The sequence below is a fragment of the Blautia sp. HA8986 genome, assembly GCF_056504635.1.
The window spans coordinates 244,683-269,424 of the sequence record NZ_JBWLUQ010000002.1; the positions used below are offsets into that span (position 1 = coordinate 244,683).

Below are 24,742 nucleotides of genomic sequence, written 5' to 3' on the forward strand. Positions count from 1 at the left end.
GGATTTCAGAGATGATAAAAGGTATTGCGATATTTTATATCTAAATCTCCGAAAATGGGCTTCTATTGCGTAACATTTCAAAAATCTAACTTACGAGTAGATATTGACATATGGAAATTAAAGAGTTATATTTAAAGTGCCTTATATATTAGATATAAGGGAAAGGAATTGTTGTCAATACCTGAAAGAGCTCTTTCAGATATGACTGGTGTTCTGGTTGCAAACTTATGAATAACCACATAAGAATGTTAATTAGAATCATCTCCTTCTTATCTATTCTAACATAGATATGTATTGAACGAATAATGGATAGCTGGAACCACATCAAAGCTGTCGAAAGACAAAATTGAATACCACGTTAAAAGAAGACCTATCAGTCAAGAGATGCTATCCCTCATACTGGTGGGTCTTTCGCTAAATAGGGAAACTGCATGGATCTATATGAATGGAAAGTTAAAAATGCAACTGCCAGAAAATACGCACATTTTGACGAAAAAGTTTCGTTGGACAAAGTATGGAATTATATTAGTAATCCAGATAACATAATGAAACATGGCTTTTATCCTTTTATTCATTATGAAAAGAAGTTTAACAAATTTACTAAAAAAGATGGTATGGGCTATATTAAAGAAAAGTCCAGGCACTTATGTTATTCTGCACATATTGATAGATATATATATTCATACTATGGGTATCTTTTGAATCAAAAATATAATAAATATTTGGAAGAACGTAATATGGATATGGTTGCAGTTGCATATAGAGATAATTTGCATAAAAGTAATATTCACTTTGCAAAAAAAGCTTTTGATTGTATTAGAGAGACAAGAGAAAGCTTTGTGATTATAGGAGATTTTTCACATTTTTTTGACTCCTTAGACCATGCTTATTTAAAGAAACAAATATGTAATATTTTAGACGTTGAGATATTACCACCTGACTATTATGCGGTTTTTAAGAATATAACAAAATATTCAATTTGGGAATTAACAGAGTTGCTGAAATTAAACAACTTAACAGATACGGAAGAAGATATACAAATTTTAAATTCAAAACGTAGAGTATTATCTGAGAAAGAGTTTAAAAAGCATAAAAAGAAATTTATCATCAGACATAAAGAGAATTATGGAATACCACAAGGTTCAGCAATTAGTGCGGTTTTGGCAAATATTTATATGACAACAATAGATGAGAAAATGGATAAGTTGGCAGGTGAATTTAATGGCTTATATATGCGCTATAGTGACGATTTTATTATTATTTTGCCGAGAATATCGGAAGATAGCTTTAAAATTGTATTAAATGATATAATGGGTGAAATTAAATTGATTCCAAATTTGATTTTGCAACCAGATAAAACGCAAATATATAAATATAAAGATACAACATTGAAAAGTTGTAACTCGTTGTTTTTAGATGATATGGTAAATGGAAAAAATGAGATCGATTATTTAGGATTTACATTTGATGGTAAAGAAGTAACAATAAGGGATAAAACTATATCAAAATATTATTATAGATTATATCGAAAACTTAAAACTATAGTAAAAAATGAGGGCTATACTTCTTCAGGAAAGAGAATAAGTTGTAAAAATTTATATGAGAAGTATTCTGTTAAGGGGGCACGTTTAAAAGATTCAAATGGACATATTAAGGGAAATTTTATAACATATGTTCAACGTGCTCAAAAGGTTTTTGGGGAAGATGAACCTATAGATAGAAAAACAAAAAGGCATATGATAAAAATTCGTCGGATATTGGATGATGTTTTTTCATAGGTTTGTTGGGAATTTCAGGATATTTATAGACAAAAGATTGAAAATATTTTATCATATCTGTGGCAACATTTTGGCAACAGAAAATCAGCAAGCCAGAATAATTGATGTAATTGAAGTAAAAAGCGGCGTGTATTTGCATAAAACTTAAACAAATATAGTTAAGAACAACAAAGGACACGCCGAGTTTGAGTAATTATTTTATTTTTTCGCACTGCCTTTTGACATTTTTTTCGTAACATCCCTTGTCAAAAACCAGTGCCTCCCGTTTATTCAATCTTCATCCGCTTCCAGCCCAAAAGAAGAAAAATAAACCCAAAAGAACCACCAAAAACCTTGTCTCAGGAGAAATCCTGGAACAGGGTTTTTTTAATGGAAAAAAGAGAAGAGAAACCCAAAAGAAACCTTAAAAAAGGCTTAACTAAGCCAAAAACCAGGCATCAAAGGTCTGTGAAAAAAAGAAAAAGAGATTTAAAAAGTCAACAGAAAAAAAGGAGGGGTGCGGAAAGATTGTCCGAAAAAAGAATAAAAAAAGATAGTCTGTTGCAGCCGGATTATCTCGATATCCTATGGATAAAGCCTTTCCGGTTTTGACAAATGAAATTACGAAAAAAGTGTCAAAAGAGGGTGCGAAAGGACATAGTGAAAAATAAAAAAGGTATTTCCGGGAGGCCTTTTTGTGAAGAAAGATTTTTGTGAATGCTGGATTTATGTGGGTTTCCGGCTCCCGGAAATTGTTTTTGGGAAAGTGGGTTTGGGACTTGGAGATGATGACTTTTGCTGAATTTGGTTTTTGGGCCTGTTTTTGGGAAAGAAGAAAGGATGCAGAAATGATAAAAAAGAATTATAAGGGACGCTGCCAGAAGCGGAAGATGAAAAAGTGCAAAGATGTGGTCAGGACATACAGCAATATCCAGTCCGCCTATGCAGAAGTTTTGGAAAGACCCTGTATATAATACTATTAGCTGAACTATATGGGCATATGTCAAAAATATTATTGACATATGCCTTTTATAGAGCTATTATATAAGAAAAGCGAGAAAGGAGCAGTTTATGCCGAGACCAGTAAAATGCAGAAAAGTTTGCCATTTCCCCAATGTTTTAGAATTCTTTCCGGCAGATGATACTGAGAAAAAAACACCTATTGTTCTGACGGTAGATGAGTATGAAACCATCCGTCTTTTGGACAAGAAAGGTTATAGTCAGGAGCAGTGCGCAGTATCTATGCAAGTAGCAAGAACAACTGTTCAACGAATTTATGAGATTGCCAGGAAGAAAATAGCAGATGCACTCATTGATGGATATCCGCTTAAAATTGAAGGTGGAGATTTCAAAATCTGTGATGGTCAGAGCAGTAACTGTGGACTTGGAGGATGTTACAAGCAGGAGATTCATCAAAAATATGCAGCGGAAAAAGGAGAAGGTATCATGAGGATAGCAGTAACGTATGAAAATGGACAGATTTTCCAGCACTTTGGACACACAGAAACATTTAAGATTTATGATGTAGAGGAAGGAAAAGTAGTACATTCAGAAGTAGTAGATACGAATGGAAGCGGACATGGCGCATTGGCAGGAGTTCTTAAAGCATTGAATGCAGATGTTTTGATCTGCGGCGGAATCGGAGGCGGCGCACAGACAGCGTTAGCGGCAGCCGGCATTAAGCTTTTCGGAGGAGTTTCCGGAGATGCGGATGAAGCAGTAGAAGCTTTTATCAATGAAACACTCGATTATAATCCAGATGTTAAGTGTTCTCATCATGAGCACAGCCACGGGGAAGGACATACATGTGGCGAGCATGGATGTGGAAGCCATAGCTGTCATTAAGAAGAATAGTAAAAAATAATAATACGAAAGGATGTGTCAAGGTAATGAAAAAGTTATCGCAACGCATCCTTTTTATGTTATTTGAAAATATGTTTGTTTTTTTATCGTACATTTCTACTCGTTATGTTATACTATATGTATGAAAGAAAATCTATTACATTACAGGACTTGTGTGTAATATTAATTACCATATGGTGTGGTCGGTGAAATACCGGCGGAAAATTATCAGGATTATCTGCGTAGGTATATTGAATTAAAGAATGGGATTTCATCCCATGATACGATCAGACGTGTTATGGGAATGATATCATCGGATATTTTACAACAGCTCTGAAGTTTAAAAATGGATGAAAAAAGGATTGATGGCAGATAATCATTCATGCGTTTGTCATGGGGCTTTGATTTTTATCCTTGACAGAGATACCGGTCCTGTTATACTATTAAATCTGATAAAGGGGAGTAACCTACGTTTGGAAATCTGCGTTTGCAGTGTCGTCAGTACGGTGGAAACATCCGGCGCTGCAGGGAAATGGTGAGACTTTTATTGCATTTTTTGCTATGCAATAAGGGTTTCTTTTTTTATATTATTTTATCAATAAAAATCCTTTATTGCATAAAAAAATTACAGTTGGTGAATATTTGCAAAAAAGGAGGCAAAGGTAATGAAGGAAATTTATCAGCAGACAGCAGAAGATGTTCTCGAGCGTGTGGAAAGCCAGGAATCAGGACTTACCGGTGAACAGGTCGGAAGAGCCAGAGAGAAGTGCGGATGGAATGAGCTTGCAGAAGGAAAGAAAAAAAGTATTTTGCAGATCTTCTTTGAACAGTATAAGGATTTTCTGGTGCTGATTCTGATCGCATCGGCAGTGATATCCGGCATGCTTGGAGATGTGGAAAGTGCAGCAGTTATCGTGATCGTTATTACGATCAATGCGATTTTGGGAACTGTACAGACAGTAAAGGCTGAGCAGTCCCTGCAGAGCTTAAAGAAGCTTTCCGGTCCGGAGGCAAAAGTATTGCGTGATGGTGTGGCGGTACAGCTCCCGGCAAGAGAGCTGGTTGTAGGAGATGTGATCCTGCTTGAAGCAGGTGATATGATCCCGGCAGACGGAAGACTGATTGAAAATGCAAGTCTTAAGGTCGATGAAAGTGCTCTTACCGGAGAAAGTCTTGCAGTTGAAAAGAGTATGGACACTATTTTGGAGGACGCACCGCTTGGTGATCGGACAAATATGCTGTTTTCCGGAAGCTTTGTCACATATGGGCGTGGCAGAGCGGTTGTAACGAATGTAGGAATGCAGACAGAGGTTGGAAAGATTGCGGGACTTCTGAAATCGACTTCGGAAAAACAGACGCCACTTCAGGCTAATCTAGATGATTTTGGAAAGAAGCTTTCCATTCTGATCCTGATATTTTGCGGAATTCTGTTTGCAATCAGTGTATTCCGCGGTGAGAAGATCAGCAGTGCATTTATGTTTGCAGTAGCACTTGCAGTCGCAGCGATTCCGGAAGCTTTAAGCTCCATCGTGACGATCGTCCTTTCTTTCGGAACACAGAAGATGGCAAAGGAGCACGCGATCATTCGTAAGCTCCAGGCTGTGGAAGGTCTTGGAAGCGTATCTGTTATCTGTTCAGATAAGACCGGAACGCTCACACAGAACAAAATGACAGTAGAAGATTATTATATTGATGGAAAAAGGATCACAGCAGCTGCAATTGATGTGGCAGATCCGGCACAAAGACGTCTTTTGGATTACAGTATTTTATGTAATGATTCGACAAATGAAAATGGAGTGGAGATCGGAGATCCGACGGAAACGGCATTGATCAATTTGGGCAGCCGGTACGGAATAGAGGCTGCAGGCGTAAGAAAGTTTTATCCAAGGGAAGGAGAGCTTCCCTTTGACAGTGACCGTAAGATGATGTCAACACTTCACAGGATCGATGGGGAGAAGCGGATGATCGTGAAGGGTGCGGTTGACCGGCTCCTGGAGCTGACAGACAGGATCTGGACGAAGGACGGAGTGCGGGAAATTACGAAAGCAGATAAAGAAAAAATTCAGCGACAGAACCAGGAATTTTCAACGGAAGGGTTACGGGTACTGGCATTTACCTATCGTGAAATTCCGGAGAACCATATATTGACGACAGAAGATGAGAACCATCTGGTATTTCTTGGACTGATCGCTATGATGGATCCGCCGAGGGAAGAATCAAAGGCTGCAGTTGCAGAATGTATAAAAGCGGGGATCCGGCCGGTCATGATCACTGGAGATCATAAGATCACAGCAGCTGCAATTGCAAAGAGAATCGGAATTTTACACGATCTGTCGGAGGCCTGCGAGGGCGCTGATATTGAAAGTATGAGTGATGAGCAGCTGAGGGAATTTGTCCCGAATATTTCTGTGTATGCAAGAGTGTCACCGGAGCACAAGATCCGCATTGTCCGTGCATGGCAGGAGAAGGGGATGATCGTGGCAATGACCGGAGATGGTGTGAATGATGCTCCTGCATTGAAACAGGCAGACATTGGTGTTGCAATGGGAGTGACAGGAACAGAAGTCGCAAAGGACGCTGCGGCAATGGTGCTTACAGATGATAATTTTGCAACAATTGTAAAAGCAGTGGAAAACGGACGAAATTTATATCAGAATATCAAGTATGCGATCCAGTTTCTTCTGTCCGGAAACTTTGGCGCGATCCTGGCAGTTCTTTGTGCATCCCTTGCAGGACTTCCGGTTCCCTTTGCACCGGTACATCTGCTGTTTATTAACCTTTTGACAGACAGCCTTCCGGCGATTGCATTAGGTGTGGAGCCTCACAGCAGTGAGGTGATGAATGAGAAACCAAGATCAGCAGACGAGTCAATACTGACAAAGGATTTTCTTGGCAAAATCGGTCTGGAAGGCCTGGTGATCGGTGTAATGACGATGATCGGATTTTTGACAGGATATCATCAGAATGGTGCACTGCTTGGAAGTACCTATGCTTTCGGAACACTTTGTCTGGCACGTTTGTTCCATGGATTCAACTGCAAATCGGATCATCCGGTTATCTTTACAAAACGTTTCTTTAATAATAAATGGCTTCAGGGAGCATTTGCACTTGGGGCAGTACTCATTACCGTTGTACTGACGGTTCCGGGATTCCATCTCCTGTTTAAAGTAGAGACGCTGGATCTGATGCAGCTTGGCTGTGTATATTTGTATGCGTTTGCAAGTCTTCCGATCATTCAGCTGCTTAAATGGATACGTATGAAATTGAAAAAAAGAGAGGAAAAATAGTGGATTTAAGTAAAATATCTATAAAAAAAATCAGGGAGCTTATTGTGTTTACGGCACTTCTTGTAGTTGCCCTATGGAAATTCGATGTGGTGCTCAGCGTGCTAAAAGCAATATGGGGGATTATATTTCCGTTTGTGCTTGGCGGGGCGATCGCTTTTATAACAAATGTGCCAATGAGCTTTTTGGAAAAGAAAATTTTCGGAAGAGTAAAAAAAGAAAATAAGACAGTTGGAAAACTGGCAAGACCGATAAGTCTGCTCCTTACGATCATATTGGCGGTTGGGGTGATCGCATTGGTAATGTTCGGGGTGATTCCGCAGCTTACGCGGACAATGGGAACCCTGATGATGAGCATTGCAGATTTTATTCCGCAGATGCAAAGCTGGATCCGGGAATTTTCCCATAATAACCAGGAAATCATGAAGCTGGTAAATCAGCTACAGTTTAATCCGGATCAGGCGATCAAGTGGGGGATAAGCCTTCTTGGAAACGGTGCAGGAAATATGATGAATACCACAATGTCAGCAGTTGGTTCCATAGTCAGTGGATTGGCAACCTTTTTTATTGCATTTTCATTTGCCTGCTATGTTCTTTTTCAGAAGGAGAAGCTGCACGTGCAGATCCGAAAAGTATTTTTCGCTTTTCTTCCAAAACAAAAGGCAGATGCTTTTCTTAAAGTCTGTTCTCTGACTTATCGGACATTTGCAAACTTTCTTGCAGGTCAGTGTCTGGAAGCTGTGATCCTCGGCTGTATGTTTGGTATTATATTGAGTATTTTGAGGATGCCGTATGCACTTCTGATCGGAGTTTTGATCGCGTTTACCGCATTGATCCCAATTTTCGGGGCTTTCATCGGATGTGCAGTGGGAAGCTTTTTAATCTTTATGGTAAGTCCGGAACAGGCGGTTTTATTTATTATAGTATTTCTGGTGTTGCAGCAGATTGAGGGAAATCTCATCTATCCTCATGTTGTGGGTGAATCTGTAGGGCTTCCATCGATCTGGGTTCTTGCAGCAGTTACAATCGGCGGAAATCTTATGGGAATTGTAGGTATGCTTGTCTTCATTCCACTGTTGTCCGTGCTTTATACTATTTTTCGGGAATTCGTATATCTGCGTCTGAAAAAAAAGCATATCAAACAGGTGACAAAGACAGAAATAGAGGAATATACGGCAGAGGAAACTGTAAATAGTGACATATCAGAGGGGAAATGATATGATGGACTTGTATTGGGATAGTTAAGAAAAATCTTATATTTAGGGGGGAGTTACTATGTGGTTTGTGTTTGCCCTGCTATCTGCTGTATTTGCGGCACTGACCTCCATACTGGCCAAGATAGGTATTGCAGGTGTTAATTCGAATCTTGCAACAGCGATTCGAACGATGGTAGTGCTTGTTATGGCATGGGGAATGGTTTTTCTCACAAACACACAGGGAGGGATCACCACGATCAGCAAAAAAAGCTGGCTGTTTCTGATACTTTCAGGTCTGGCAACGGGTGCTTCGTGGTTATGCTATTATCGTGCCTTGCAGATAGGAGATGCATCGAAGGTTGTGCCGATAGACAAGCTGAGTGTTGTGATCACACTGGTACTGGCATTTGTTTTTCTGCACGAGAAATTTACGGCAAAATCACTGCTTGGATGTGCTTTGATCGGTGCAGGAACATTGCTGATGGTTTTATGAAAAGGAGAAGGTTATGAAAACACGGAAGAAAGTTTCAGCAAGGCTTCTGGTGATTATGCTTATTGCTGCATTGCTGCTTCCTCTTACATGGAATGTTCCGGTGGAAGCAGCAGAGACAAAACAGATCGATGTTTTGTTCAGCCATGATACACATTCGCATTTGAACAGCTTTTCAACGATTGTAGATGGAGAGCAAAAAGAGGTTGGTGGATTTGCAAGGATCAAAACCCTGATCGATGAAAAGAAGCAGGAAGATCCGGATACCCTGGTGCTGGATGGCGGTGATTTTTCCATGGGAACCCTGATCCAGACCGTATATGATACGGAGGCGGCAGAGCTTCGAATGCTTGGATATCTGGGATATGATGTGACAACCCTGGGGAATCATGAATATGATTATCGTTCAAAGGGGCTGGCAAATATGCTGGAGGCTGCTAAGAATTCCGGTGAGGCAGTGCCGGCACTGGTGGTGTGCAACGTGGACTGGGACAGCATGGAGCAGGATGGACTAAGCGATGGTCAGAAGCAGATCCGGTCGGCATTTGAAGACTACGGTGTGAAGGATTATGTAGTAGTTCAAAAGGGAGATGTAAAGGCTGCAGTAGTCGGTGTGTTCGGTAAGGATGCCCTGGAATGTGCACCGACCTGTGAATTAAAGTTCAAGGATCCGGTTGAGGCCGTAAAACAGACGGTAGAAGAGATCAGAAAAAACGAAAAAGTGGATATGATCGCCTGTGTGTCCCATGGAGGAACCTGGGAGGATGAAAACAAATCGGAGGACGAGATCCTTGCAAAAGAGGTGCCGGATATCGATCTGATCATCAGCGGACATACGCACTCTGAGCTGAAAGAGGCAATCCGGCATGGAAACACATATATTGTATCTTGTGGCGAATACGGAAGAAATCTGGGCTCACTTTCCATGACACAGAAGCAGGACGGACGGTGGGAGCTGACATCCTATGAGCTGATCCCTGTTTCTGAGGAGATAAAACCGGATCAGGCGACACAGGAACGGATCGATGCCCTGATGGATACGGTGGATAAGAATTATCTTGCCGATTTTGGTTATACAAGGGAAGAGGTTCTTGCTGAGAATGATGTCGAATTCAATAGTCTGGAAGAAATGGGAACGAAGCATGAAGAGCTGAATCTTGGTGATATCATGTCCGATGCGTACATATATGCAGTGGAGAATTCCGGGTATTATGATGATGATCCGGTTGATGTAGCCGTTGTTCCAAGCGGAACTGTGCGGGACACGTACACAAAGGGAGATATTACAGTAGAGGATGTTTTTAATTCCTTCTCACTGGGAATCGGAAAGGATGGTGTTGCCGGATATCCGCTGATCAGTGCATATCTGACCGGAAAGGAGTTAAAGCTGGTAGCAGAGGTGGACGCTTCTGTTTCGGATTTTATGACAACGGCAAGGTTATATTGCAGTGGATTGAATTTTGCATATAATCCCCATAGGATGATCCTGAATAAGGTGACAGATTGTTATCTCACCAGGGCAGACGGAGAAAGGATTGAGATCCAGGATGATAAGCTGTATCATGTTGTGACAGATCTGTATACCGGCCAGATGCTTGGATCTGTGATGAAAATGTCCTATGGGCTTCTGTCTCTTGAACCGAAGGACAAGGATGGAAATCCTATTGAAAATCTGGAAGATCAGGCAATCATGGAAGGTGACAGGGAATTAAAGGCCTGGGATGCGATCGCAAGATATATGCAGTCCTTTGAGGATACGGATGGTGATGGAATTGCCAATGTGCCGGAATATTATGAGACGACACATGGACGTAAGGTTGTGGAGGACAGCAGAAATATCATTGATCTGGTGAAACAGCCGAATAAGTTTTCAGCAATGATCGCAGGTATTTGTCTGGTCTTTATCGTTATTATTGTGCTTGTGGTATTTTTGATCCGAAGGATAATCCGCAAGATCAGAGTCAGAAAAGGAAAGAGAAATTCTAAATAAATATACGGCTGAGATCGTTAAGGTCCGTAAGTCGACGAAATCCCACGTGTCCTCTTCTCTGAAAAATCTGGAGAGCAGAGGTCTGATCGAAAGGATCCAGAGTGCGGATAATAAGAAGCATATCGAGATCGTTTTATTAAATAAGGCAGATCGGATCATTGAAGATGGAATAAAAGCACAGAAGGAATTTGCAAAAATCGCTTTGGACGGCCTGACAGTGGAAGCAATGATCTGGATCTCTGCAATCATCATTTCCTTTGGATGCTATCTTCCGGTAACCTTGTTCAGTAAAACAAAACCAAAGGTTGGATTACTGATGATCCCGAAGACCTGTGCATATATGTGGATCATTGCAATGGGACTTCAGCTTCTGTTTTAGGACAGCAAGCATTGAGTAACCGCCTGACTATGGATCAGACATCGGATGTCCGCAGCGTATTCTGGTACGTCTGCGGACATCTTTTTTGTGTGACAGTAAAAATAAACCCCCTGCTATGCAGGGGGAGGGAAGATCTTTAGATATAAGTAATCTCCTGTGTTAAAATAAATGTAGGTCTGCAAACCACAAATATTAAATCACAGGAGGTTCATAAAATGAACGTAAATAGTTTAGCTCATACTAAATGGGAATGCAAGTATCATATTGTTTTTGCACCAAAATATAGAAGACAGGTAATCTATAAAGATATAAAAGCAGATGTAGGACAAATATTAGGATCATTATGCAGAAGAAAAGGAATAGAAATAATAGAAGCAGAGTGTTGTCCGGATCATATACATATGCTAGTAAGAATACCACCTAAATATTCGGTATCAGAAATAGTAGGATATTTAAAAGGAAAAAGCTCACTAATGATATTTGAAAAACATGCAAATTTGAAATACAAATATGGAAATAGACATTTCTGGTGTAGAGGATATTATGTAGATACAGTAGGAAAAAATACAGCTGCAATAAAAGAGTATATTCAGAATCAATTAAAAGAAGATTTAGAATATGACCAGATGTCATTAGTAGAGTATATCGACCCGTTTACGGGTGAGCCAGTGAAGAAAAACAAGAAATAAACTGCTTGGAGCAGTAGTAGGAAATCAAAGCAAACCAGCAAGCCCCTTTTGGGGCAGCGCCGGAATAAGGAAGCACTGAAATAGCCCCTGGAAGGGGCTGCTGTAAATGTGGTGCAGTTGGCAGACTGTCAGTGCGCCTTCCGGGCGCAAGCAGGGAATAGTCCCTTATAGGGACAGAGCAAGCCACCCGCTAAGCGGGTGGTCTTGACTGAGATGAATTGCAATTTCTTTTGTAAAATTGTAGAATGAAGGGGCTTATGAAAAAGAGTCATGAAAGAGAGAATCGGGAAATGAATGATAAAATCGCAGTCTGTCTTGGAAAGGGCGGACAGAGAGATATGGCGGAAGCCTTTTGCAGGAGGACCGGAGCACAGCTCCAGGATAAGCCGGGAGATTTTCTGACGGTGCAGTTTGATTCCAGGGGCGTTTCGCTGTCCGGTTTCGGGCTGACCTATCAGGGGGATTTTGTGGAGACGATGCTCCACAGAGTTACCAGAGGCAGACTTCAGCATGAAATGCTGGTGAAGGCGGTGAAGTCAGATAAGGAGGGAAGGAAGGCCATCGATGCTACGGCAGGAATGGGTGAGGATGCCTTTCTTCTGGCAGCCCAGGGCTATGAGGTGACGTTGTACGAGCAGAATCCGGTAATCGCAGCCCTTCTTAAAGATGCCATTCGCCGTGCCAAGAAAAATATGGAGCTGAAAGATATTGCCGGTCGTATGAAGGTGATCGAGGGAAACAGTGTAGAAGATATGTCAAAGCTTCTTGATCCTGTAGACGTGATCTATCTGGATCCCATGTTTCCGGCAAGACAGAAATCCAGCCTGATCAACAAGAAACTTCAATTGATCCAGAAGCTGGAACCGCCGTGTTCCGGGGAAAAGGATCTTTTTGATGCAGCTATCATGGCAAATCCGGATAAGATCATCGTTAAGCGTCCGCTGAAAAGTGAATGTCTTGCTGGCCGGGAGCCGTCTTATACATTGAAGGGGAAGTCAATACGATATGACTGCTATGTATTATAAAGTCAGACACTATCAATACAAAAATCGAATCGGAAACCTTAAGGCTGAAGCCGTAGGCGTGGTAAGTGGGGAAAAACATTTCCCTATATTTCCGGGAAATATGATCTTCAAGCCACTGACGAAATCCAAACCATTTTCCACGCCACTGTATGCTTATGCAGAGGTATTCTGGTCAACGATCATTAATGAATATTTCATGCCTGCGCCCAGATATGAACTGGCCATCTGTGAAGGGTATGAGGCAGTAAATGAAAAATATCTTGACTACGGAACGACAGTACCCATGGCCTATAAAGAAGGGGAATCCCTTTTGAATCTGTTGGAATTTTTTCGGAAATATCCGGATGAAAAGGTAGATATAGATAATTATGTAAACTATTGCCGGATGTTTTATGATTACAGAGATATTTTTGAAGCTGATTTTTTTCAGGAGCATCAGGAAATGGCGGAACAGCTTGCCATGCAGGTACTGATCTCTGTCCTGAAAGGAGACCAGAATTATCATTATGAAAATGTAGCATTTCTCTGTGATAAAGATGGCGGGATCATAAGTCTTGCACCTATGATCGATCATGAATTTTCTACGTATTTTATGTTTCCGGACGATATTTCCCGTCATGTATACTGGCTGATGGAATTAAGCAAATCCATCCGCGGATGGGAAGTCCGGCCTGGGGAATATGATAATTTCAAAGATCCGGAAGAACGGAAACTAATGGAAAAAAGTGCCACCTGTATTCATAAAAATCTCCTCTATATAAAAGAACATTATCCGCGGATAACGGAAGAATTTCTGGATAAAGCAGAAAAGCTGAAAACAGCATTGACGGAGGCTTCAGAGGATTTTCTGATCCAGGGAAATACGGAATATCTGGACTGTGCGGATTCCAGTGCCTGGCTGATCGGAAAAGCCAGATACAAGGATAAAGATGAAGAGAAAGCCAGCGCTTATGAGGCAGAATTATGCGGAAAGGGGAAAAAGCTTGATTTCCGGGACGTAAGTATCAGTGCAATAAATGAAATAAAAGCTGTGATCAGTCAGATGGAAGAAGTTTTGAGAAAGAGAGAATAAACAAATGGAACAAACAAAAACAATATTAAAAAAAACCTGGGTGGTGGCAGCGCTTGCCTGCGTCTGCTGTCTCCTCTGGGGGAGTGCGATCCCGCTGATTAAGACAGGATACCGTCTGATGCAGATGGATTCTGCAGATACGGCAAGTCAGATCGTTTTTGCAGGAGTGCGTTTTGCATTGGCAGGAATCCTTGTACTGATCTTTGCATCTTTGCGTGAGCGCAAGGTTCTGCTTCCGGATCGAACTGTTCTGAAATATGCGGTGCCGGTATGTATGGCTCAGACGGTATGTCAGTATTTCTTCTTTTATATAGGTGTGGCACATACCTCTGGTGTAAAAGGCGCTATTATCACAGGTCTTGGGAATTTTATTGCGATCCTGCTGTCCTGCCTTGTTTTTCACAAGGAAAAAATGACCGGGCGAAAGATGCTTGGCTGCATCCTCGGTTTTGCCGGCGTGGTCGTGATCAATCTTATGGGAAATTCTCTGGATGCGGGTTTTAGGCTTACAGGAGAAGGATTTATTCTGATCGCGCAGTTTTCTTACGGAATGTCCACGGTGCTGATCAATATTTTTTCCAGAAAGGTATCTCCGGTGGTACTCAGCGGAACGCAGTTTACCATGGGCGGGATCATTCTGTTCCTGATCGGAAAAGGGATGGGAGGACATTTCGGAGTGGTAAATGCCGCCGGTATCGGGATCATCTTTTATCTGGCAATGGTGTCTGCAGTGGCCTATACACTGTGGTCAGTGCTGCTTGCCTGGAATGATGTATCCAGGGTAGCGATCTTTGGTTTTGTAAATCCTTTGTTCAGTGTGATCCTGTCTGCACTGGTTCTGGGAGAGGTACGTCAGGCATTTAACCTGGGAAGCCTGATCGCGCTGTTCCTTGTCTGCGTGGGAATTTATGTGGTAAATCAAAAAAAATCTTCATAAGTGGTATTGCAGTTATTGTTCCCAGGCAATATTTTTTGAAGCGTGTTGCTGAGAACGGAGTGAACAGTAACGGTCGCAGAATGAACAGTAACGATGCGGAGTTCTGAAAATTGATTTCAATACGGCATTGTGTTAAAATAGCTCCATAAAAAGTGTGAACATAAAAATACGTGCCGGAATAACAGCAGGATCCGGAAGCAGATTCTGTACCGGACAGATAAGGAGGAAAAAAATATGGAATTTCAGAAACTGATCGAAGAGAGAAGAACCATCCGTAAATACAGCCCGGAGGGCAGGATCACAAAGGAGGATCTTCTTGCAGTGATCCGTGCCGCTCAGGAAGCACCCAGCTGGAAGAACTCCCAGACCGGAAGATATTACTGTGTAATGTCCGAAGAAATGGTGGAGAAGGTCAGCAGAGAATGTCTGCCGGAAATGAACCAGGCAAAAGCAGAGAATGCCTCCCTGATCGTTACAACCTTTGTACATAGCCATTCCGGCTTTCAGAAAGACGGCACACCGGATAACGAGCTTGGAAACGGCTGGGGCTGCTATGATCTGGGACTTCAGAACGAGAATCTGATCCTGAAGGCAAAGGAGCTTGGATACGGAACCCTGATCATGGGACTTCGCGCCGGAGATAAGCTCCGTGAGCTCCTTTCCATTCCGGAAACAGAGACTGTAGTGGCAGTGATCGCCATCGGAAAAGCAGCCGAAGAGCCTGCAAGACCGAAACGTAAAGCTGTGGAAGATATTGTGAGATTTTATTAAATAACAGAAATAACAGGAGAAATGCCCGGTACATATCAAAATGTCCGGGCATTTTTTACCGGAAATTAAAGAGCAAAATGGTCTGAAAAGGATTGCCTGGAGGAGTGAATTCTGTTATCCTGTAAGAAAACAGCTGTGACAACATGGAAGGGTTTTGAAAAGCAGAGTTTGGGAGAAGCAAAAAAGCAATACAGTAAAAGCAAGGGAGGTTTTTAATCAATATGCAGATCATACATGAAAATGAATACGAAGAAACCATGAAAAATATCGTAACGCCATATCTTCTGTCTCACAGAAGGGAACTTTATGTACCGGGTGCGGATTATCCGTTTCGTAACGAAAGCAAACGGATCACAGGTAAGATCCATATGCTGCAGTATCTGTCTGATATTGATATGCCTAAAGGTGTGGTAGTTATCAGCCACGGATTTACAGAATCAGCGGTGAAATATGATGAAGTGGCCTATTATTTTCTTAAGGAAGGCTATCACGTATATATTCCGGAGCATTGTGGTCATGGCCGCAGCTATCGCCTTACCGCAGACCCGTCTCTGGTCCACATTGATACATGGAGAAGATATATCCGGGATTTTCTGAAAGCATGCCGCTACATAAAGAAAGCACATCCGGACCTGTCACTTAACTTATATGCACATTCCATGGGCGGTGCCATCGGTGGTATTGCGGCAGCCTGGGAGCCGGACTGGTTTCATAAGGTGATTCTCTCTTCCCCGATGATCCGTCCTCTTACAGATAATGTACCGTGGCCGGCAGCCACCGGCATAGCACTGGAGAAATGTATTCTCGGAAAAGATGAGGAATATGTTGCCGGCCGAACGCCTTACGATGACAGTGGTTCTTTTGAGACAAGCTCCGCAACATCAAAACCAAGATATGAGCGATACAAAAATCTTCGTGCAGAACATAAGGAGCTCCAGACCTGGTCTCCATCCTACGGCTGGCTCTGGGCTTCTGCGGAAATGAGCTGGTATCTGCGTCTCTACGGATGGAAAAAATATACGGCACCAATGCTGCTCATCCAGGCTCAGACCGAAGATCTGGTATCTGTCCGTGCCCTGAAAAATTTTGCCGGAAAGATCAATCGTCAGGGAAAAACGACCTGTGATTATATACATATGATCGGAACAAAGCATGAGATCTATGGAAGCAGAGGCAAGATACTGGAGAAATACTGGGGATATATATTTACATTCCTGGATGATACGGAAAATGATGCTGACCACAGATAAATATTTTTATTACAGGTGGGTCACATATTTGATAACAGGATTGGCAGCTTTTATTCACTTTCTTTCTTTATCATAGTAAAATTATAAAGCTTTTCTCTTATACATTCGACAGAAAATGTGATATAATCTAACGAATCGTCTTTTTTGTACAAACAAACGTACAATCCCATAAGACAAAATTAAATAAGGGAAGGGTTATAGAATGTTATCTGTTATTGAATCAGTGAATGCTGCCGTAAACAATTTTATCTGGGGCGTTCCTGCGATGATCTGTATTATTGGTGTAGGTCTTTATTTAAGTATCCGCACGAATTTTCTCCAGATCCGGAAATTCCCCTATGCAATTAAGGTCACTATCGGACGTATGCTTCGGAAAAGAGAAGCTTCCGATGGAAGTCTGACACCGTTTCAGGCTGTTTGTACCGCATTGGCTGCTACCGTGGGAACCGGAAATATTGCAGGTGTGGCAGGCGCCATTGCCATCGGAGGACCGGGTGCCGTGTTCTGGATGTGGGTTTCCGCACTTCTTGGAATGTGTACGAAGTTTTCCGAGGTTACACTCGCTGTACATTTCCGCGAAACCAATGCCAACGGAGATCTGGTTGGAGGACCAATGTATTACATTAAGAATGGTCTTAAAAAACACTGGCACTGGCTGGCCTATCTGTTTTCCGCCTTCGGTGTGCTCACTGTTTTCGGAACCGGAAATGCAACTCAGGTTAATACCATTACAACAGCCATTGATTCTGCACTGATCAATTACAATGTGATCACTGCAGACAATACTTCTACGGTAAACCTTGTTATGGGGATCATCCTTGCGATTCTTGTGGCAATGATCCTGCTTGGCGGAATCAAAAGGATCGGCCAGGTTACAGAAAAGCTGGTACCGTTTATGGCGCTGTTTTACATTATTCTTGCCATCGGCGTAGTTATCATCAACTGGAAAAATGTTCCGGGTGTTTTCGGCTCTATCGTCAGCGGAGCTTTTAATCCGGCATCTGTAACAGGTGGTGCAGTAGGAAGCTTTTTCATGAGCATGAAAAAAGGTGTTTCCAGAGGTATTTTTTCCAATGAGGCAGGTCTTGGTACCGGTTCCATCGCACATGCCTGTGCAGACACCAGAAAACCTGTAAAACAGGGATTCTTCGGAATTTTCGAGGTGTTTACAGATACCATCGTGATCTGTACGCTGACAGCACTTGTTATCCTCTGCAGCGGGGTGCCGGTTGGTTATGGCGCAGCAGCAGGAGCAGAGCTTACCATCAGCGGCTTTACCAGTACATACGGAAACTGGGTTTCCATCTTTACAGCAGTTGCCATGTGCTGCTTCGCATTTTCCACTATCATTGGATGGGGACTTTACGGAGCCAGATGTGCGGAGTTTCTTTTTAAGGAAAAAGCTATCAGGCCTTTTATGGTGCTGTACTCTCTGGTAGCGATCATCGGCGCAACTGTTGATCTCGGACTTCTCTGGAGTATTGCTGAGACCTTCAACGGTCTTATGGCGATCCCCAACCTGATCGCAGTATTCCTGCTTTCCGGTGTGGTTGTAAAGCTTGTGAAGGAGTACTTTGCCGGAGAAGGAAAGAACGCCTGAAGGAGTTTTTGAAAAAAAAACTTGACTATCAAAACAAACAGAGTTAGAATTTGTTTAGCTCATTAAAGAGTTAACACATAACAAAAGTAAATTCCATGAAGGGAATCAGTAGAGACAGAGGAACCGTCTTCAGAGAGCTGTGACTGGTGTGATGCAGCGTCGGAACTGCCTTGAATATCATCCCTGAGAAGGAAAGCCGAAAGTTTTCGATAAGTAAGTAGGTTTTCACGGGCGCTTCCCGTTACAGAAGTCGCGTATGCCGGTACGTTGCAGAATCGTGCTTGTTTCAATGGAGAAACAGGGTGGTTGCGGAATTTTATATCCGTCCCTGAGAGGGGACGGATTTTTTTTATCCAAAAACATTTTAAACCACGGGGTAAGGATCTGAAACCGGAAAAATATACAAAAGGGGAAAGAGTATGAAAGTGTACAAAAAACTCATGAACGCACTTGCAGCAGTAGAAAAAATCGTACTGGTTATTTCCACACTGCTGATCCTTGTGCTGACTGTGGGAAATGTATTTTCCCGTAAGGTTATCCATCGCTCATGGTCTTTTACAGAAGAGCTTGTTGTAGCGGTGTTTGTTCTCATTACACTTCTGGCAGCAGCACTTGCCTGTCGTGAAAAGGGAGGACTGGTAAGCCTGACACTGTTTACGGACCGTCTTCCGAAAAAGCTGGAAAAACCATCTGTGATCCTGATTACGGTTCTCAGCATTATTTTTTCCGCAATCCTGTTTAAATATGGAATGGACAAAGTTCTCACACAGCTTGCAAACGGTAAGAGAACTTTCGTACTGAACTGGCCGGAGTGGATCTTCTGGTCCTTCGTGCCGATCGGAGCAGGCTGTATGATCCTTCATTTTATTGAGTACTGCCTGGACTTCTGCATGAAAAAAGATGATGAAAAGGAGGACAAATAAATGATCAGTGCAATCTTATTTATCTCCTTCTTTGTTTTCCTGATTCTGGGACTTCCCATTGCGATCTGCTTAGGTTTGTCATCTGTATGTGCCATCCTTTATTCCGGCACATCTCTGACGATCGTAGCTACAAACATGTATTCAGGAATCAGTAAATTCCTGCTTCTTGCCATCCCGTTCTTCGTTCTGTCCGGAAATATTATGGCAAAAGCTGGTATTTCCAAACGACTGATCAACTTTGTAGATACCTGTGTAGGACATAAAAAGGGCGGTATCGCCATTGTATGTGTTATCGTAGCCTGCTTCTTCGGAGCGATTTCCGGTTCCGGTCCTGCAACTGTTGCGGCACTTGGAGCAGTTCTGATCCCGGCTATGGTTGAGCAGGGCGGTTTCTCCGCACCGTTTTCCACAGCACTGATGGCAACCTCCAGCTCCATCGCCATTGTCATACCACCGAGTATCGCATTCGTTGTATACGCCTCCATCACAGGTGTATCTATTGCAGATATGTTTATGGCTGGTATCGTTCCGGGACTTCTGATGGGTGTTGCTCTTGTGATCATCGTTATGATCGAGGCAAAGAAACATAACATTCAGCCATCCCGTGAAAAAGCTTCCGCAAAAGAGCGTTGGGATACATTTAAAGATGCATTCTGGGGATTCCTGATGCCGGTTATCATCCTCGGAGGAATTTACGGCGGTATCTTTACACCAACTGAGGCTGCAGCGGTATCCGTTGTTTACGGTCTGTTTGTTGGTATGGTGATCTACCGTGAGGTTAAGCTCAAAGACCTGTTTGACATTCTTGTTGACTCTGCAAAGACAACCGGCGGAATCATGCTGATCGTGGCAAGTGCTTCCCTGTTTTCTTTTGTATGTACCAAGTTTGGTATTGCAAATGCGGCATCTGAGCTTCTTGCCGGCATTGCACATAATCAGTTTACCTTCCTTCTGATCGTAAACATCATTTTCCTGATCGCAGGATGTTTCATTGATGCAAACTCTGCGATGTACATTTTTGTACCGATCATGCTTCCGGTATGTAAGGCTCTGGGCTATGATGTGGTAGCATTCGGTGTTATGGCAACAGTTAACCTTGCGATCGGACAGGTAACACCTCCTGTAGGTGTAAACCTTTTTGTTGCTATCAGTATCAAGATCAAAAAAGGTCTGGAGGTTACTCTTCAGCAGATCTCCAGAGCAGTTATGCCGATGATCGCTGCATCCGTTGCAGTTCTTCTGATCATCACTTATATTCCGGCTGTTTCCACAGCTCTTCCGAAGGCGCTTGCAAAAGAGGGCTCCTATACAGGAGACCAGTCCTCTGACACAGGAAGCCAGAGCTCCAAGGATGCAGGAGACGGAAGCGATTCCTTTAATACCATCGCTGATTACAGTGATCTTGACTGGCCGGAGATGACATGGAACTTCGCATGCTCTACAACAGAGACAAGTACCTGGGCTGACGGAGGACGTAAGTTCGGTGAGCTTATGGAAAAAGCGACCGGCGGAAAAGTCAAGGTTAATATTTATGCAGCAGACCAGCTGACAAACGGAAATCAGTCCGAGGGAATCCAGGCACTGATGAACGGAGACCCGGTACAGATCTCCATGCATTCCAATCTGATCTACTCTGCATTTGACCCGAGATTTAATGTAGTATCTCTGCCGTTTATCTATGCTTCCTACGATGACGCAGATGCAAAATTTGATGGTGAGGCCGGAGAGAAACTGAAAGAAATTCTTGGCGAGTACGGACTTCACTGTATGGGAATCGCAGAGAACGGTTTCCGTGAGCTGACAAACAGCAAACATGAAGTAAAAACAGTAGACGATATGAAGAACCTGAAAGTTCGTGTGGCCGGTTCCAACCTTCTTATGGAGTGCTATAAGAGATGGGGCGCAGATGCCACAAACATGAACTGGTCCGAGACCTACACAGCACTTCAGCAGAATACCGTAGAGGGCGAGGAGAATCCGTTACCTGCTATCGATGCAGCCAGCGTACAGGAGGTACAGCCGTACTGCTCCATGTGGGATGCAATCTATGACTGTCTGTTCTTCTGCATCAACCAGGATATTTATGACAGCCTGACACCGGAACAGCAGCAGGTTGTTGATGAGGCAGGTCAGAAGGCTGTTGAGTATGAGCGTTACATCAACCGTTCCGGCGATGAGGAGATCATGAGTCGCTGGGAGAAGAGCAATGGTGTGACCTTTACAAAGAAAGAGGATATGGATATCGATTCTTTCAAGAAAGCAGTAGACGGAATCGACGACTGGTTTGTAAACGAGCTTAAGAGTGAAGGCTATGACGATGCACAGGATCTTGTAGATCTGTTTACAGAGGATTCCGTAGATACAGTGGAGGATTACAGTGATCTGAACTGGCCTGAGACAACCTGGAACTTTGCATGCTCTACAACAGAGACAAGCACCTGGGCTGATGGAGGACGTAAGTTCGGTGAGCTTATGGAGAAAGCAACCGGCGGAAAAGTCAAAGTCAATATTTACGCAGCGGATCAGCTGACAAACGGAAATCAGTCCGAGGGAATCCAGGCACTGATGAACGGAGATCCGGTACAGATCTCCATGCATTCCAATCTGATCTACTCTGCATTTGACCCGAGATTTAATGTAGTATCCCTGCCGTTCATCTATGATTCCTATGATGATGCAGATGCGAAGTTTGACGGTGAGGCCGGAGACAAGCTGAAGGAGATCCTTAACGGCTACGGACTCCACTGCATGGGTATTGCAGAGAATGGATTCCGTGAGCTGACAAACAGCAAACATGAAGTAAAAACAGTAGACGATATGAAGAACCTGAAAGTTCGTGTGGCCGGTTCCAACCTTCTTATGGAGTGCTATAAGAGATGGGGCGCAGATGCCACAAATATGAACTGGTCCGAAACCTACACAGCACTTCAGCAGAATACCGTAGAGGGCGAGGAGAATCCGCTGCCAGCCATCGATGCAGCCAGTGTACAGGAGGTACAGCCATATTGCTCCATGTGGGATGCAATCTATGACTGCCTGTTCTTCTGCATCAATCAGGATATTTATGATGCGCTGACACCGGAGCAGCAGGCTGTTGTTGACGAGTGTGGCCAGAAAGCTGTTGAGTATGAGCGTTACATCAACCGTTCCAGTGATGATGAGATCAAAGCACGCTGGGCAGACAAAAACGGTGTGACCTTCACAGAGAAAAAGGACATGGATATCGATTCCTTTAAGAAAGCGGTAGACGGTGTAGATGACTGGTTTGTTCAGGAACTGAAAAAACAGGGCTATGATGACGGCCAGGATCTTGTAGACCTGTTTACAAAGTAATCTTCATATATGATCATAAAAGAATAAAATAGCCGGAAAGAGGCAGTTCTGAGAGAATTTTTCAGGACCGCCTCTTTTCTTTGCGGAAAAAAGATTATATACTGATAGCAGTCCGGCGTTTGTCGGACGGGAGATTATTAAATATGCCCGGAACATGAGTAAAGCATATATTCACATTTTATTTTACTGTATGCTCCGGAGAGCTGATAAAGTAAAGGAAGAAATATGATAAAGATCGATCTGATAACCGGATTTCTCGGATCCGGGAAGACAACATTTATAAAAAAATATGCCTCTTATCTTCTGAAAAAAGGCATGAACATCGGTATTTTGGAAAATGATTTCGGGGCAGTGAATGTGGATATGATGCTGCTTCAGGATCTGATGGGAGACAACTGTGAGCTGGAGATGGTTTCCGGTGGCTGTGACGCGGACTGTCACAGACGCCGCTTTAAGACAAAACTGATCGCCATGGGAATGTGCGGTTATGACCGTGTCATTGTAGAACCATCCGGAATCTTTGACGTGGATGAGTTTTTTGATGCCCTTCATGAAGAACCGCTGGATAAATGGTATGAGATCGGAAATGTGATCGCCATTGTAGATGCAAAGCTGGCAGAGGATTTTTCAGCGGAAGCGGATTATCTTCTGGCTTCTGAGGTGGCAGATGCAGGCTGTGTACTTCTGAGCAGAAGTCAGGAGGCCACGGAGAAAGAAATTCAAAGTACAAAAGAACATCTCAATCGTGCTCTTGGTCAGATCCAGTGTAAGCGCCGCCTGAAGAGTGAAATTCTGGATGGAAACTGGGATGATCTTACAGATACAGATCTGGAGAAGATTCTGGACTGCGGATACGTAGCGGAAGATTATGTAAAGGAATCCTATGCAGAAGGCGGTGGATTTGATTCCCTGTTTTTTATGAATGTGCATAAGAGTGAAGCAGAGCTTCAGAAAACTGCGGAAAAAATCCTGAATGATCCATCCTGCGGAGCTGTTTTTCGTGTAAAAGGTTTTCTGAAAAAAGAGGATGGACAGTGGCTGGAGCTCAATGCCACCCGTCATGAGATCAGCATCCGGCCAACGAAACTTGGTCAGGAGATTATGATCGTCATCGGTGAAAAACTGAACAAAGAGGTAATTGATGGATACTGGAAATAATATTACGGGAAAAACAGCGCCGGAGAGATATGTTTCCGGGAAGTCTTTTGAGGAGCTGCCTGATGCGTTCCGGAAGCTGGTGGAGCTGCTTGGTGAGGATCAGTTTGAGCTGGTTGCGATAAATGAAAATTATGTATGTGACGGGGAGATACGTCTTGTGTATCTCATGAATGACGCAGTGGAAAGTTTTCTCGTTTTCGGAAATGCCCGCATGACTGGTGTATACAAGTCGGATTACGAGGGGGAGATTCTGGCAGACTTAAGTCGGCAGGGAAAGGAATATATTCTGGTTGTGCATCAGGAGGATACAGTAGTTACCCTGTTTTTTGAAACCCTTACCCTGGAAAAGCATCTCTACGATTACAGTCAGATCGGACATTTCTGGGTGGAAGGTTATGAATATTTACGCCAGCTGGAATACAGACTGGCTATTCTTCGGGATAAATATGATTATATTGGTGGAGACAGCTGCAATGCCCTGGAAGAAAAACTGGCTGCACTTGTGGAATTTCCGCCGTTGAATTACTGTTGTTATCCTGCAGTATCTGAGCAATATATCGTACCGAGGGAAAATCCGTGGATCCCTTCGGAAAAAGCATTTAAAGTAATGGAAGAAGTGACTGTGAAAGCCGGGGACAGATCGTTTGGAAGATGGCTTGGTATTTATCGGAGATTTCCATTTAAGTGGGTGGCCAGACGACTGGCTGTGATGCTTCATAAGACCAGACATATCCGGATAACAGAGTGTCTTCTGGAAGAACTTGGAAAAGCATCCGGGGGATATGGAAACCGGTCTTTTGGAAAAAAAGCAGATGAGCAGCTGAAGGTCCTGACAGAGAAAGCCAGAGCAAAGCAGACAGAACTGAAGGCCAAAGGTATAGAATCTCAGATTTTAAGAGAAGAACCGTTTACTATTGCCAGAGATTCCATCGGATTTAAGGTATATCTTATAAAATGGCAGAAAGGCAGAAAAGACTGCACTGTTGAAATAGAAGAAATTTGACGAAATATGCAGGGATTCTCCCTGAATATCTGTGAAGTGTTTT

General features: G+C 42.9%; 19 protein-coding genes, 1 pseudogene and 1 other annotated feature. All 20 genes and pseudogenes read left to right on the top strand.

Features of this window, described 5'->3' with window-relative positions; translation table 11 throughout:
- The first annotated feature begins 431 nt into the window (after positions 1 to 431).
- The 20 genes and pseudogenes from drt2 to AC04Q4_RS13955 all read left to right on the top strand — a co-directional run bounded on the left by drt2 (position 432) and on the right by AC04Q4_RS13955 (position 24,699).
- Positions 432 to 1,778, top strand: coding sequence for an antiviral reverse transcriptase Drt2 (gene drt2, locus AC04Q4_RS13860; protein WP_476389154.1), 1,347 nt, complete (start codon positions 432 to 434; stop codon positions 1,776 to 1,778).
- A gap of 369 nt (positions 1,779 to 2,147) precedes the next feature.
- Positions 2,148 to 2,369, top strand: coding sequence for a hypothetical protein (locus tag AC04Q4_RS13865; protein ID WP_476389155.1), 222 nt, complete (start codon positions 2,148 to 2,150; stop codon positions 2,367 to 2,369).
- A gap of 459 nt (positions 2,370 to 2,828) precedes the next feature.
- The gene (locus AC04Q4_RS13870) at positions 2,829 to 3,602 is read left to right on the top strand and encodes a NifB/NifX family molybdenum-iron cluster-binding protein (protein WP_118625256.1); all 774 of its coding nucleotides are present in this window, start codon (positions 2,829 to 2,831) and stop codon (positions 3,600 to 3,602) included.
- Positions 3,603 to 3,741: 139 nt separating this feature from the next.
- Positions 3,742 to 3,829, top strand: a pseudogene (locus tag AC04Q4_RS13875) (IS200/IS605 family transposase); the annotation flags it as partial.
- A 435-nt stretch (positions 3,830 to 4,264) separates the two neighbouring features.
- Positions 4,265 to 6,886 (top strand): HAD-IC family P-type ATPase, encoded by a 2,622-nt coding sequence (locus AC04Q4_RS13880; RefSeq protein ID WP_476389156.1) that lies wholly within the window; start codon positions 4,265 to 4,267, stop codon positions 6,884 to 6,886.
- Positions 6,886 to 8,100, top strand: a complete 1,215-nt coding sequence (locus AC04Q4_RS13885) for an AI-2E family transporter (protein ID WP_476389157.1) — start codon at positions 6,886 to 6,888, stop codon at positions 8,098 to 8,100. Before AC04Q4_RS13880 ends, AC04Q4_RS13885 begins: the two co-directional genes overlap by 1 nt.
- A 58-nt stretch (positions 8,101 to 8,158) precedes the next feature.
- Positions 8,159 to 8,572 (top strand): EamA family transporter, encoded by a 414-nt coding sequence (locus AC04Q4_RS13890; RefSeq protein ID WP_195456894.1) that lies wholly within the window; start codon positions 8,159 to 8,161, stop codon positions 8,570 to 8,572.
- 13 nt (positions 8,573 to 8,585) lie between these two features.
- Positions 8,586 to 10,559, top strand: coding sequence for a 5'-nucleotidase C-terminal domain-containing protein (locus AC04Q4_RS13895; RefSeq protein ID WP_476389158.1), 1,974 nt, complete (start codon positions 8,586 to 8,588; stop codon positions 10,557 to 10,559).
- A gap of 46 nt (positions 10,560 to 10,605) precedes the next feature.
- The gene (locus tag AC04Q4_RS13900) at positions 10,606 to 10,938 is read left to right on the top strand and encodes a MarR family winged helix-turn-helix transcriptional regulator (RefSeq protein WP_330594793.1); all 333 of its coding nucleotides are present in this window, start codon (positions 10,606 to 10,608) and stop codon (positions 10,936 to 10,938) included.
- Between the two features lie 215 nt (positions 10,939 to 11,153).
- Positions 11,154 to 11,627 (top strand): IS200/IS605 family transposase, encoded by a 474-nt coding sequence (gene tnpA, locus AC04Q4_RS13905; protein WP_118609269.1) that lies wholly within the window; start codon positions 11,154 to 11,156, stop codon positions 11,625 to 11,627.
- Positions 11,628 to 11,917: 290 nt separating this feature from the next.
- A complete protein-coding gene (locus AC04Q4_RS13910; RefSeq protein WP_476389159.1) occupies positions 11,918 to 12,652 on the top strand; it encodes a class I SAM-dependent methyltransferase in 735 nt (244 codons plus the stop codon).
- Positions 12,633 to 13,724, top strand: coding sequence for a hypothetical protein (locus AC04Q4_RS13915; protein WP_476389160.1), 1,092 nt, complete (start codon positions 12,633 to 12,635; stop codon positions 13,722 to 13,724). Before AC04Q4_RS13910 ends, AC04Q4_RS13915 begins: the two co-directional genes overlap by 20 nt.
- A gap of 4 nt (positions 13,725 to 13,728) precedes the next feature.
- Positions 13,729 to 14,661 (top strand): EamA family transporter, encoded by a 933-nt coding sequence (locus AC04Q4_RS13920; RefSeq protein WP_476389161.1) that lies wholly within the window; start codon positions 13,729 to 13,731, stop codon positions 14,659 to 14,661.
- Between the two features lie 234 nt (positions 14,662 to 14,895).
- Complete coding sequence (locus AC04Q4_RS13925) at positions 14,896 to 15,432, top strand: nitroreductase family protein (RefSeq protein WP_173739110.1); 537 nt, start codon at positions 14,896 to 14,898, stop codon at positions 15,430 to 15,432.
- 221 nt (positions 15,433 to 15,653) lie between these two features.
- Positions 15,654 to 16,682, top strand: a complete 1,029-nt coding sequence (locus AC04Q4_RS13930; RefSeq protein WP_476389162.1) for an alpha/beta fold hydrolase — start codon at positions 15,654 to 15,656, stop codon at positions 16,680 to 16,682.
- A 202-nt stretch (positions 16,683 to 16,884) separates the two neighbouring features.
- Entirely contained in the window at positions 16,885 to 18,282 is a 1,398-nt protein-coding gene (locus AC04Q4_RS13935) for an amino acid carrier protein (protein WP_476389163.1), read from the top strand.
- 86 nt (positions 18,283 to 18,368) lie between these two features.
- Positions 18,369 to 18,615 (top strand) — a binding site (T-box leader).
- A gap of 86 nt (positions 18,616 to 18,701) precedes the next feature.
- Positions 18,702 to 19,205, top strand: coding sequence for a TRAP transporter small permease (locus AC04Q4_RS13940; protein WP_195455493.1), 504 nt, complete (start codon positions 18,702 to 18,704; stop codon positions 19,203 to 19,205).
- Positions 19,206 to 22,538: a TRAP transporter large permease subunit gene (locus AC04Q4_RS13945; protein WP_476389164.1), complete on the top strand. Its 3,333-nt coding sequence runs from the start codon at positions 19,206 to 19,208 to the stop codon at positions 22,536 to 22,538.
- A gap of 225 nt (positions 22,539 to 22,763) precedes the next feature.
- Positions 22,764 to 23,696, top strand: a complete 933-nt coding sequence (locus AC04Q4_RS13950) for a GTP-binding protein (protein WP_173755661.1) — start codon at positions 22,764 to 22,766, stop codon at positions 23,694 to 23,696.
- Positions 23,680 to 24,699 carry a DUF3878 family protein gene (locus AC04Q4_RS13955; RefSeq protein WP_173755662.1) on the top strand — a complete coding sequence of 340 codons (1,020 nt, stop codon included), beginning with the start codon at positions 23,680 to 23,682 and terminating at the stop codon, positions 24,697 to 24,699. Before AC04Q4_RS13950 ends, AC04Q4_RS13955 begins: the two co-directional genes overlap by 17 nt.
- Positions 24,700 to 24,742: the final 43 nt, after the last annotated feature.